The 12,733-nt window shown below is 44.4% G+C and carries 10 protein-coding genes; 6 read left to right on the forward strand and 4 right to left on the reverse strand.

The genetic code is table 11. The features are described 5' to 3' along the window. Positions 1-51 precede the first annotated feature (51 nt). On the reverse strand, positions 52-1,683 hold the full coding sequence (locus SWOO_RS01960) for a ShlB/FhaC/HecB family hemolysin secretion/activation protein (protein WP_012323027.1): 1,632 nt from the start codon (positions 1,681-1,683) through the stop codon (positions 52-54). Positions 1,684-2,154: 471 nt separating this feature from the next. Beyond that, a complete protein-coding gene (locus tag SWOO_RS01965; protein WP_012323028.1) occupies positions 2,155-3,375 on the reverse strand; it encodes a threonine/serine exporter family protein in 1,221 nt (406 codons plus the stop codon). Between the two features lie 184 nt (positions 3,376-3,559). Here SWOO_RS01965 and SWOO_RS01970 point away from each other — a divergent pair, with 184 nt between their 5' ends. From SWOO_RS01970 to SWOO_RS01980, 3 genes are all read left to right on the forward strand, one after another. Next, positions 3,560-3,961 carry an MAPEG family protein gene (locus SWOO_RS01970; protein ID WP_012323029.1) on the forward strand — a complete coding sequence of 134 codons (402 nt, stop codon included), beginning with the start codon at positions 3,560-3,562 and terminating at the stop codon, positions 3,959-3,961. 246 nt (positions 3,962-4,207) lie between these two features. Further along, positions 4,208-6,499 (forward strand): YgiQ family radical SAM protein, encoded by a 2,292-nt coding sequence (locus tag SWOO_RS01975; protein WP_012323030.1) that lies wholly within the window; start codon positions 4,208-4,210, stop codon positions 6,497-6,499. Between the two features lie 64 nt (positions 6,500-6,563). Further along, positions 6,564-6,911, forward strand: a complete 348-nt coding sequence (locus SWOO_RS01980) for a YkvA family protein (RefSeq protein WP_012323031.1) — start codon at positions 6,564-6,566, stop codon at positions 6,909-6,911. A 35-nt stretch (positions 6,912-6,946) separates the two neighbouring features. Here the strand turns inward: SWOO_RS01980 and SWOO_RS25380 are convergent, their stop codons facing one another. Then, positions 6,947-7,888: a cysteine hydrolase family protein gene (locus SWOO_RS25380; protein ID WP_012323032.1), complete on the reverse strand. Its 942-nt coding sequence runs from the start codon at positions 7,886-7,888 to the stop codon at positions 6,947-6,949. 90 nt (positions 7,889-7,978) lie between these two features. Between SWOO_RS25380 and SWOO_RS01990 the strand changes: the two genes are divergently transcribed. Both SWOO_RS01990 and SWOO_RS01995 read left to right on the forward strand, forming a co-directional pair. Beyond that, complete coding sequence (locus SWOO_RS01990; RefSeq protein ID WP_229377280.1) at positions 7,979-8,890, forward strand: LysR family transcriptional regulator; 912 nt, start codon at positions 7,979-7,981, stop codon at positions 8,888-8,890. Between the two features lie 72 nt (positions 8,891-8,962). Beyond that, positions 8,963-9,541, forward strand: coding sequence for a hypothetical protein (locus SWOO_RS01995; protein WP_012323034.1), 579 nt, complete (start codon positions 8,963-8,965; stop codon positions 9,539-9,541). A 1,410-nt stretch (positions 9,542-10,951) separates the two neighbouring features. On the opposite strand, the gene SWOO_RS02005 is transcribed toward SWOO_RS01995, so the two are convergent. After that, positions 10,952-11,908, reverse strand: coding sequence for an IS110-like element ISShwo3 family transposase (locus tag SWOO_RS02005; protein WP_012323036.1), 957 nt, complete (start codon positions 11,906-11,908; stop codon positions 10,952-10,954). A gap of 333 nt (positions 11,909-12,241) precedes the next feature. On the opposite strand from SWOO_RS02005, the gene SWOO_RS02010 reads away from it, so the two are divergent. After that, the gene (locus SWOO_RS02010; RefSeq protein ID WP_012323037.1) at positions 12,242-12,661 is read left to right on the forward strand and encodes a hypothetical protein; all 420 of its coding nucleotides are present in this window, start codon (positions 12,242-12,244) and stop codon (positions 12,659-12,661) included. Positions 12,662-12,733 lie beyond the last annotated feature (72 nt).

The following is a 12,733-nucleotide window of genomic DNA, read 5'->3' on the forward strand; positions in this document are numbered from 1 at the left end:
CTAGGTGCCAACTAAATTCTATTTAATTTACCATAGCTTATAAGAAAATAGTTAGAAACGATTTCGTACTTGAAAGCTCCACTCCCAGCTATTGACCTCCTCCCCAGAAGTAAAAGGTACGCTGATATCAATATGGGCGACGTTGCCGTAACTTGAGCGTGATGAGTAGATGCGGGCACCAATACCTATGCTGCCGATAGGCTTTGACACTTCGTTGTTATCATCGGGTCCGCCACTGGCTTGGCCCACATCAACAAATGCAGCCCAGCCAAGTTCGGCTAATTGATAGAGATTGATATTGGGGTAGTTACGCAGCTCAGCGGTAAATAGCCACTGATTATCCCCATGCTGATAATCATTGGGGTAGCCACGAATACCAGTTTCATCCCCTAGTGCAAAGGTCTTGTCTAGGTAGTTATTTTTTGAGGTACTTAGGCGAGTCTTCGCGTAGGCGGTCCATTTGGGGCTGATGCGATAGAAATATTCAGCTTTCATATTGATCTGGTAAAAGTCTTTCTGATTGGTCGCAAAAACGCCAGCTCCGTCGAAGGATAGTAGGAGAAGATCGCCATTGTCTTGGTAGCCTCGGGTTGTTTTCCAGTTGATATGGTATCCGAGGGAGGATTCTCCCAAGTCTTGAGTTTCAAGTCCGAGCTTTAGAAAGTGGTGCCAACCTAGATTGATATCTTCGTTGTAGTTAATTAAGTGAATATTTTGCAGCACCTTATAGTCATCCTGCAGGTACTCATAGGCGGCCCATGGATAGAGAAAGTCTCTGTTTTGAGGAAGCTCTGTATCTGGGAACTTATCCTGATTGGCAAACTCACTCTTATTGCGGGTGATACCTGTGATAACTCGGGTACGCGAATTAGCTGTTTTATTGATACGCCAACCATATTGGAGATTAAAAAAATCCTGTTTGTGCTCAAACTCGTTAATATCCATGCCATTTTGTTTGATGGTATCGGTTCTGAGGTCGTCGCTGTAGCTGAGCCCATACATATTATTGGCATCGAGTGTGTAGAAGGGCTTAATAAACCTAAATTGGGTCGCTTGGCCATCACTGTTGTCATGATAACTGGCGGCTATGGTTGAGTGTTTGATGAGGTTGTCCAGTGGTGCTTGCACCGACAACTTATAGCCTGTTCTTTCACTGTCAGACTTATATTTTATCCGCGTCCGTATACCGTAACCAAGTAGGTTATCCTCCTTCAAGCCGACTGAATATTTAGTATCTCCTCCGCTGCGACTTAAGCTCACAGTGGGTAGCAGTGACCAGTTATCCCAAGTCTCCACTAACACGACCTCTCCCTCATCTGGGGCATCAGCGTCGGGGGCGCGCTCGACGAAGGTGATTTTTGCATCACGAATGTAGGGTTCATATCTGAGGTTTCTCTGTGCCTCTTCAATATCCTTTTGACTCACTTGGCTTTGCTCATCGAAGGTGAGCTTATTTAAAATCGTGGATTCCCGAGTATTGATATGCAGATAGTTTGCCCAATCATGAATAAAAAAACTGTCGGGAGCGGATTCATCGAAGATAGGGTGGCTAGTGATAATGATCTTATGCAGTGACTTTTTTTCGGTAAAGGCCTCTGTTTTTTCCGCACTCTCTTCAGCTAAGCCCGTTTGAGCAGCTAAGAAGCTAATGCTGATAAAAACTAAAGAGGTCTTGTATGTCACGTTAGATACATCCTTACTGAAAAAGTGTGTATTTACGGCGAGGCAAAAGACTTGTTTAAACGAATACCAAATCTACTAATACCAATCAGTATAAAGATCTGATCGCTCAGCGAGAGTTTAGCGCTTCTGAGGCAAGGCAACGAGTGAAGAGCATAGTTATTCTACGGTTAAGCTCGTTAACGCAGTTTCAGAACCGCTAAAACTCGCCTGTAAGGAGTGTTTTTGGCTGCCTACTTCTGCGTTGAATGCACTCACAAGGGAATAACCATTCTATCATCCATTCGCCTTGAATTAGTTTGCCAAAAGACACTCTGAGTAGATCAACTTCTTATACTGATTGGTATAAATATTTAATGTAGCTAGTATTAATAACACACCTAGCTGGCGAGTTAGTCAAGGTAGAAATGAAAATAAGCTGATGATTTACTTTAAGCACTAGCAGTGAGTTTTAAGCTCACTGCCAGAGGTATGCTAGAGAGTTCTTCTGGGAGAAACGGCAACGTTTGCAAAGATTAACCCTGCAACAAGAGACATAAATATCAGGAATATCTGAGTACCAATATGGGACTGATTCAGCATGGTTTCACCCAAGATAAGGGTGTTTAGCCCGATATAAGTTTTACTGCCTGGGACTAAGATCACTATGCCTTGAAGTAGTGCGATAGAGGCGGGGGCTTTCATCCAACGAGCAAAGAGGTTGGAGTAAACACCTACTGCAAAGGCACCAAAAAAGATCCCGATAGACTCACCGAGATAGATTGCACCGAGCATGGATGAGCAGAAGGCGACAATACCTGCCAATATTCCCCAGGGTGAATCCTTCATGCGGGCTTTAAAGATGATCACCAGCGCCATGGATAAGATGGGTACAGCTGACCAAACGGCTATCTGAGGTAGAGGTTCAGGTTCAAAGTAGATCGCCTCGCCAAAAATAGCGGTACCGACAACCATACCAAAAATAGCGCCGAAATAGAGTTTAAATAGCAGCATACAGGCATCCATAATGCGCGCTGTACCTGAGATAAGATCCCTTGCCGCTAACTCAGCTAAACCTAAGGTGAGTGCTAAGCCGGGCACAAAGACAATTATGCCGGAGAGGATCACCACAGGAATGTTGATGCTGGGATCGAACTGTGAGATCCCACAGGTGATGATGGCGGCTAAGATGGCGGCTAGAGGTTCAAGCATCTCCGCCATACGCTTGGAGCGTTCGGCGCGATAAACCAGACCATAGACCATAAAACCTAACGTCGCTGACCAGAAAACATCATTCCAACTGGTACCCATCAGCATGGCGAAAGCCCCTGCTGAACTACCAAATGCCAATAGCGTTAGTAGCGAACCATAGGGGTTAGGTTTATTGGCTATCTCATCGAGGCGATCTAAGGCTTCATCAAGGGTTCTCTTACCTGATACCAACTCCTCAACCAGCTCATCGGTTCTTGCCAAAGAGCCCAGATCAAGCTCGCCAGGCTTAACCCTCGCGACATGGTTATATTCCTGCTCGTCGTCACGCTGAAGCACAAATGTCATCGCAGTGGGAGAGATGAGAAAATAGCCCTCTAAACCGAGAAAGTTAGAGACCGCTTGAAGATGAGCTTCTAGTCGATAAGCTGGGGTGCCAAACTTATGGAGATACTTTCCTAACTTTATGATAAAGCGACGCTTTACTAAAAAATCCTGAGTGTCCACTGGCAAGGTCCATTGTTGTTAAAAAAAGCATCAAAAAATGAGGTGTTATCAAACGAGCGCATAGTAACCCAATTTGTGGAAAAAAGGTTAATCGAATGGAAAATATTTACTTCCATAAGATAAGTTGTCATCTTGGTTAAAAAGCTGTTGTATCAACAGATATTAACTATAGACAGGGAAACATATGCCAGTTGCAATCTCCGGGTTATATATCAGTATTACAGCCATCTTAGTGGTGATGTTTGCCATGCGGGTGGTCAAGCTGCGCCGTAAACATAAGATAGGCATAGGTAGCTCAGACAATAAAGAGCTGAGAATTGCAGGTCGAGTGCATGCTAATTTAATTGAAAATGCTCCCATTGCTATGGCATTGCTGCTTGTGGCTGAGCTCAATGGGTTAACCCCTTTGGCATTGCATCTACTGGGGATCATGTGGGTGATTGGGCGAGTGCTTCATGCCATTGGATTGACCAAGGGGCAGGGAGGCTATCACATAGGTAGGTTTTGGGGAGGCCTACTGAGCTGGTTGATGATATTAATCCTTGCGGGGATCAATCTTGGGTATTTTGTTTATAGCCAGATATAAACGATATGGCCCTAACTACCGTATGGGTAAACATCCATACTGTGAGTAGGGCTACCAAATAAAAGCGGTTGTTTAGTGCTTAAAACCGCTCGGCTGGTTGTTTTTTGTTCGCCTTTGTCACCCTTCTCCTGCTATAATCCGCGTCCCATTTATCAATGGTGAGTCTATTACTCACTCTCTTGATAACGCCGTGGGCGCCGATGTTTCTCCTATTTTTTATGTTTTAATAGTCAGGCTATAACACACATGCAAGTTGAATCTACGTTATTTACGTATCCTAAGTATCGCGCTGAAATGAAGCGACCAGCCCCATTTTTACCTATGTCTCGTAAAGAGATGGACAGGTTAGGTTGGGATAGTTGCGACATCATCATAGTGACCGGTGACGCTTATGTAGATCATCCTAGTTTTGGCATGGCAGTTATTGGTCGTATGCTTGAATCACAGGGCTTTAGAGTGGGGATAATCTCTCAGCCTGACTGGTCAAATAAAAATGACTTTATGAAGCTGGGTAAGCCAAATCTCTATTTTGGTGTGACCGCGGGAAATATGGACTCGATGATCAATCGCTATACTGCCGAGCGCCGTATGCGTCATGACGATGCCTACACTGCGGGTAATATTGGCGGAAAACGTCCCGATCGCGCCGTCACTGTGTATACCCAAAGATGTAAAGAAGCCTATAAACAGGTGCCTGTAGTTATAGGTGGTATCGAAGCTAGCCTACGCCGTATTGCACACTACGATTACTGGTCCGATAAAATTCGCCGCAGTGTTATTCTAGATGCTAAGGCTGATATCTTAGTTTATGGCAATGCCGAGCGTCCGTTGGTGGAGCTATCACATCGCCTCGCCGATGGTGAGCCTATCTCTGAGCTGCATAATATTCGCGGCACCACAGTGATCCGTAAAGAGCCCCTTTCTGGTTGGAAAGGGATGGACTCGCGTAAAATCGATCAACTTCATAAGATAGATCCCATTCCTCACCCCTATGGCGCCGATGATGTAGGTTGTAAAAACCTCTCAGGCCCATCGGATGTGAAGATATTTGATAACGATGCGCCTAAAGCTATCAGTGTTCAACCTGCTAGGCCTAAGCCTTGGGAGAAGACCTATGTCTTGCTGCCGAGTTTTGAGAAGGTATCAGGTGATAAGTATCTCTACGCTCACGCATCGCGGATTTTGCATCAGGAGCAGAATCCTGGTTGTGCTCGAGCTCTATTTCAAAAGCATGCCGAACGCGCTATTTGGGTAAATCCACCTGCTTGGCCGCTCAATACCGACGAGATGGATGGTGTATTTGGCTTAGCCTATGCGCGTGTGCCTCACCCTTCATACGGTAAAGAGGTTATTCCTGCTTACGACATGATTAAGACCTCAATTAATATCATGCGTGGTTGTTTCGGTGGTTGCTCATTCTGCTCCATTACCGAGCACGAGGGGCGGATCATTCAAAGTCGTTCACAAGAGTCGATTGTGAACGAGATTAAAGATATTCAAGATAAAGTGCCTGGTTTTACTGGTGTGATCTCTGATCTCGGAGGCCCGACAGCCAACATGTACCATTTAGGCTGTAAGAGTGAGAAGGCGGAGAAAACTTGTCGTCGCATCTCCTGTATCTTCCCAGATATCTGTGGCCATATGGATACGGATCATCAACCGACTATCGATCTCTATCGCGCCGCACGTGATGTGCCAGGCATTAAGAAGATCTTAATCGCCTCGGGTGTGCGTTATGACTTAGCATCTGAAGATCCCCGCTATGTGAAGGAGCTTGCGACTCACCATGTTGGTGGCTACCTTAAAATCGCCCCAGAGCATACCGAAGAGGGCCCGCTGAATAAGATGATGAAGCCGGGCATGGGAACCTACGACAAGTTTAAAGAGCTTTTTGATAAATATTCGAAAGAAGCGGGTAAGAAGCAGTACCTGATCCCCTACTTTATCTCGGCGCATCCAGGAACGACTAACGAAGATATGGTCAATCTGGCTTTGTGGCTGAAGGGGGAGAAGTTCAAATTAGATCAGGTGCAAAACTTCTATCCATCGCCCATGGCAAATGCGACAACCATTTACCACACTGAGCTGAACTCTCTTAAAAATGTGAAGCACACCAGTGAACAAGTGACTGTGCCTAAAAAGGGGCGTCAACGTAAGTTACACAAGGCGTTGCTGCGTTATCACGATGAAGCTGGCTGGCCTATGATCCGTGAAGCCCTGATTGAGATGGGCAAAGAGAAGTTAATTGGCAGTGGTGCAAACTGTTTGGTCCCTGCTGAGTCGCGTCAGGAGCGTGAAGCTAGACGTAATAAGGGTAAAGGCGGCAACAAGAGCAGCAAGAGTAATGGTGGTCAAAAGGCATTAACTCGCTTCTCTGAAGATCAATTTAGCGATCGTAAACCTAAAGGTGGAAAGTCAGGTAGTGCCGGTAAACAGGGCTCAGGTAAGGGCGGTAACGGGCAGGCTAAGAACTCCGCTGGCTCTAAGCGACCGCCGAAGAAAAATGCTTGGGGCACTACACCTAAACATCAGCGATGAACTAGCTAAATATAATCAAATAGGGGAATATTATTGATATTCCCCTTTTTTATAGGAGCTTTCGATGAGTGATAATTCAGATAATGCGGCAACTGATGGCTATAGCGAAGAGGGGTTCTGGCTTAAGGTGAAGCAGTTTGCTGTGAAAGCGGGACGAGAGGTGATCGATAATGCCTTGTGCTTGTACTATGCAGCGAAAAGACCTGATACCCCCAAATGGGCTAAGACGATTATTTTTGGTGCACTTGCCTATTTTATTACGCCACTGGATGCGATACCGGATCTAACGCCTATGGTGGGTTTTACCGATGATCTTGGTGCATTAGCCGCTGCACTGGCGATGGTGGCCATGTATGTGGATGACACAGTGAAAAACCAGGCAGCAGAAAAGAGCGCAGCCTGGTTCGATTAAGCCTTGCTCAGTTCAACTGAGTTAAGGTTCGTGAGTTATGCGTTGTCCTTTAACCATTGAGTCGATGTGGTGGCTTTTGCGCCGCCAAATGAGAGAGATAATAGATTCGCGGCAACTAACTGATCTCCACTGAACTTATGCTCACCGTAAGGCAGAGATGGTGCAGCAATAGCATCGCTTATCACCTCGCAACTATAGCCCTTGTTTACCGCACTGCGTGTGATGGTTTGCACACAAGCTTGTGCCATGGCGCCGACTATCACTAGCTTATCAACTCCTAACTCAACTAAGCTCTGTTCAAGAGAGGTATCGATAAAACTGTCTATCTGATGCTTGATTACAACAGGCTCCTCGGCCAAGGGTGCCACGCTTGTTTCAATCTCTATACCCGTGGTATTGGCGGTAAAGAAGGGGGCATTGTCATCTTCAAAAATATGCTGAATATGGATCACGGGCAGCGCATTTTTTCTAAAATGTGACAGTAAAGTTTTCGCATGTTGGGTGGCAATGTCTGTGTTATCCAGTGGGAAACGACCTCCTGAGAAGTAGTCGTTTTGTAGGTCGACAAGTACCAGAGCGGTACGCTTGTCATCATCAAGTGGAGCAGGGTGCTGAGTCAGTACACTAAAGTCATCCTCCTCTAAGTACCACTGACCATCATCATTTAGTGTCCATAACTCCTTGCTGATAAAGCCACTAGCAATATTCATTGACCAGTTGGCAGACAAGATAGCTTGTTTATCGTTAAGCACTTTAATCTCTACATTGCGGTAAACCAGTTTAGTTGGGCCGCTTTTGGCAAACTCATTCCAAAATCCTGCTATCGCCTCCATGCCGTTGAAGCGACCAAATGGAGAGACCTGCATGGTCGCCTCTTTTTGGTAACGCTCTGTACAGGCCTGCACATTACCTTGGTTAAAATTCGCTATCCACTCACGGCTCGCTTGCATAACTGATTGGCGTACTGATTGACTCATGATGTTTCTCCCGATTAATTCAGTTGTTTTCCTATGGCGAGCAGTTTATTGTTATTTCATCTTTTAATAATTAGCCTGTTGGTGAAATGAATGTTCATAAAAAATGAACAAAGGAGGCTGGCATATCAGATGCTGGTATTCGATGAGGTGATCAAGAGGGGCTCCTTTACAGCGGCTGCTGAATCTTTAGGTCACACCAAATCAGCGGTTAGTCAGTATGTGAGTCAATTGGAGGGGGATCTCGGTGTTAGGTTGCTTAACCGCAGTACTCGACAGCTAAATTTGACTGTTGTAGGCGAGCAGTTGGCTAAGCGAAGTGAGCAACTGTTGGATCTACTATCGACAGCGGTTGAAGAGGTGAGATCCCAAGAGCAGGCGCCGTCAGGTCGTGTTGCCATCACTGCTCCCCACGCGTTTGAGTCGAGCTTAGTTACTCCTATCGTCGCTCAGCTTTGTCAGGAGTATCCCAAGTTAGTACCAGAGTTGAATTTCAGCGATGAAAGGCTAGATCTGTTACAGGCAAACTTGGACATGGCTATCTCGGTAGGGCCGCAAAAAGACAGTGCTTACCACGCCATATTGATCGGCAGGTTAGACAGTATTCTAGTAGCATCCCCAACGTATTTAGCTAAAAACAGAGTTAACGACAGGGAGTTACATCTACAAAATATTGTCGCTCTACCTTGGCAGCAGCAAGCAGTACTTGAGAATCATCAAGGGAAAAGGATTTTGTTTAGCAGTGATAAACAGTTCAGGGTGAACACCTCCACCAGTGCGATCAATAGTGTGAAGTGCGGTGTTGGTATCGGCCTGATGCCCTCAATCTTCGTGCGTGAAGCTCTTAACGCAGGAGTGCTGCAGCGAGTACTGCCTGATTATCAAGGAGAGGTTCGAGATGTCTTTGCACTTCACTCTTACCAGCAGCAACTGCCTTTGGCATTAAGACGGTTTGTGGAGCAGTTAAAGCTGGCCTTTAGTCGGGTAAGTGCTGGAAAAATTTAGTGGTGAGTTTCAGTTTAAATTTATTCCTTTGTGGTAATCTTTTTGATCAAATTGATGGAGAAGATAATTAAAATGAAAAAATACCCACAGATTTTGGCCCTCTCTGCGACCTGTATAGCGCTGCCTGCTGCGGCAATAACGGCTGAGCAGAGTGCATTTTTCGATAGCATCGCCGCCCATTGTGGTAAGGCCTATGAAGGTACTGTCATAGGTGCTACTTCGGCAGATTCATCCTTCAGTGGTAAAAAGCTGGTTATGCATGTACGTGAGTGCAGCGACAATGAGCTTAAAGTGCCGTTTCATGTGGGTGACGATCACTCCCGTACTTGGGTTATCACTAAGACTCAACACGGACTTCATTTAGCCCACGATCATCGCCATAAAGATGGCAGCGAAGACAAGGTCACCATGTATGGCGGCATGACAGCGATGATGGGCAGTGCAACTGAGCAATCCTTCCCTGTCGATGCCTACTCCATTAACAACTTCAGAGAGAACGGCTTAGATGTGTCTGTCACTAACGTGTGGCATATGTATATTAAACCGACTGAGTTTACCTACCGACTCACACGTGAGAATCGAGACTTTAGAGTGGATTTTGACCTCACCAAACCCGTTGACCTACCGCCGGTACCTTGGGGACATAAGTAACTTGCCTTCGAATGAAGGCTGGGCATTTTGGATTTAGCTTCTGGCTGAGTTGGTATTGGGCGGTGGGTGTGAAGGTTATACTTTCAATATAACCTACCGCCTGACTGGCGAGGCAGGTGAAAACGCCTCTTCGAAACGCTTTACGCCATTCATGGCCGCTTAACGAAAACATCCATGTTTTCGATCCCCTTAGTCGCATTTACACTCGGTTATTTCTCTCTTCGATTGTGGTTATGGCTAGTGTTCCGTAACTCACTAGTGCCCAAAGTTAGCTAGCCTTCAAATGAAGGCTGATTACATTTCTTGATTAATATTCAGTTGTTTTGTTATTTGGTGGTCTGTTTGAAGGTCGTACCTTTATGGTTACCTATCGCCTCCAGCGGGGGAATGTGTAGTTACTTCTGCGAGACGCTGTGAATATATCCCTATACGCTCTACGACTTCATCCCTGAAGTCGAAGCTCGCAGCCGCATCTACACCTGTTCATTTTTCTCTTCGATTTGGCTTTATCTCTTTATGCATTAGTGTCAGTAATTTGCCCTATGCAGTACTGATCTTTTTGTAATACTTTTCCTCATCAGTTAGCAAGGTATGGGTTCCGTCTCGCGACAACCTTTTAGTTAACCAATGTTTGCACTTTTATACAGTAGTATCGGTTTAGTGCGGTAAATCTCTAAGTTTTTGCGCAATCAGTTCACGGTTTGTAGTTGAGTGAAAATAAAAATAGATGTAAATTCAAGTAACTAAAAACGCGCTTGCTCGGTTTGCAGGAGATACGAGGCAAACAAAGTGTGCGACTAAGTTTTGTCCGAATGTGTATTGGATACAATCTTAAGCGTAAGTGTTTAATAAGCTGTTATTAATTAACTTTTCAGGCATATTACTGCGCACGCTTTCTCAACATGGCTTGGCAAAACGCGCAAGCCGTATATACAAATGTTAGGAAGTTAGTCAGAGGAAGGCGTAAATATGAAGTATGGATATCTATTACTAGTTATATTGCTTCTTAGTGGATGTTTGAATATACCACCACCGCAAAGAGGGTATACTGCTCCCGCTAATAATGTTTGCTCTGTAATCGCAGGAGCTACTATCGTTGCATCTGACGGACAATATCTAGGTAAAATTACAAATCAGTATGATTCAGATTCGGTGTTAAATGACTATGGCTCATACGGTGGTAGTTACAGTGCTACGAGCATTTGGAATCAGTACGGTAGTTATGGTGGTGAGTATTCCGCGAATTCGCCATTTAATGAGTTCTCTTCTTCTCCACCGAGAATCGTAAAGGGTGGAAGTGTTATTGGCTATTTGTCAGTAAATCAAAGTTTGGCTAATTCGTTAAATCCATATGTTATTAAGTCATGTAAGTTTTATTAACTTCCTAACAAGAGACTATGGCGTCAATAGCTAAATTTGAGCTTTTGGCGCTTCCCACATAACACCATCTCTTAGCATCGAGTTTAACGTTACAACCATCTTCCTGATACAGGCAATTATCGCCACTTTTTTCGGTTTTCCAGCAGCGACTAATCGCTGATAAGTTTGTTTGAAAACTGGGTTAGACTGAATTGCAGACATCATAGCCATGTATAAAACTGTTCTGACTTGATGCCTTCCTCCTTGAATTTTTCTTTGGCCTTTGAAACGGCCACTTTCCTTATTCATTGGTGCAACACCAACCAGTGAACTTGCTTCTTTGTTATTGATATATCCGAGTTCAGGGAGATTACTAATAATAGAAGCTGCGGCTATTTTACCTATCCCTTTCATGCTTTGTAGAATGATGTTTTTGGCTTGATAGTCAGGGCATGACTCGATGAGTTTAATGATTTTAGCTTCAATCTTTTCTATCTGATTTTTAAAGGCTGTTAAGATAGGTTTTATTGTCATTGCTAGGTCTTTAGGCAGAATTTGAAGGCGGTTTTTCTCCATAGTTTGCATTGCCAAAATTTGGTTACGCCTTGAAACCAAATCGCTCATAGCCTGCATGATGCTGGGCTTTAAAGTAGATAGCTTAGGTTTAATTGCTTCACCATAATGAGCGATAAGTTTAGCGTCTAATTTGTCTGTTTTTGCGCGTTGACCAATCGCGCCAGCAAAACGTTTTATGTGTATAGGGTTGGCGATAACGAAGGGTAGATTGGCTTCAGCACAGGCCATGATAAATGGCATTTCTAGGCGACCTGTCGCTTCAATAACAATACGTTTTGGTGTGTATTGTTTAATGCTGTTTACCGCATCCTTAATCCCTTTCTCATCGTTTTTAACGGTGAAAAAGATATCGAGTGGCCGAATATAAATGTCGAGCTGAAACTTGCCAGTATCGACACCTACGCTAATGTTTTGATTAGTTTTTGAATTCATAATAAGCTAACTCTTGCTTGCAAATGCGGGTTCGAGACCCAGTAGACTATTCGAGTGTTTTGCTTGGAGTCCTTTGTCGCGTTCTTTCTTGTTATCGGTCTCTCAATAGAGGAGCCATCGCTCAATCGAACTACGACAAGGAAAGCTTTAGTTGCAGCTAAAGCCTGGGTCTCACATTACCCGAAACAGGGAAGTATTTGTAAATTAGGTGAGTTTATTATCCATACAAGGCGCTCAAGAACGGACAAAAAACAGTTGGCTTTTGTTCACTACGTTCACTATTTTAGCCAACAATTTTTTGCCGCTTAGCGTGGCGTTATACGGTCGAGCTCAATGAATATTGAGCTGTACGGATACTCACTTGAAGTGGATGTAAAGAAGACAAAGAGAACCTACGAGAGCATACAGTCCAGTGGCTGTGAAGAATGTGGTTGTCTTTATTGTCAGAATTTTCAAAAATCAATTCCTGAGTGTTTCCCAAAAGAATTGCTAGATTTTTTTGAAAAGTCATGTATCGACCTTATTAAAGACGCTGAAGTCTACCACTACACTGATGTTAGTGATGATATTTTGAATTATGGTGGTGAATTCTATCTTTGGGGTAAAGTACTGAAGCATCCTTCAGGAGAACCTGAATTGGCAAATAATTTTACATTCTCATTCACCGAGCCTAGCCCCTTAGCACAAGAAGCGTTCAAGGGAAGTGGGGCTATTTGCTTTTCGTTTTCTGGTGATATTAAGTGGCTAATGTAACAACGTATAACAAGGCCAGTAACGGCGAGCAACTTTTCCATCGCTCTTTTGTGGCGAAAACGACTGCCACAA

This window comes from Shewanella woodyi ATCC 51908 (genome assembly GCF_000019525.1).
Classification (GTDB): Bacteria; Pseudomonadota; Gammaproteobacteria; order Enterobacterales; family Shewanellaceae; genus Shewanella; species Shewanella woodyi.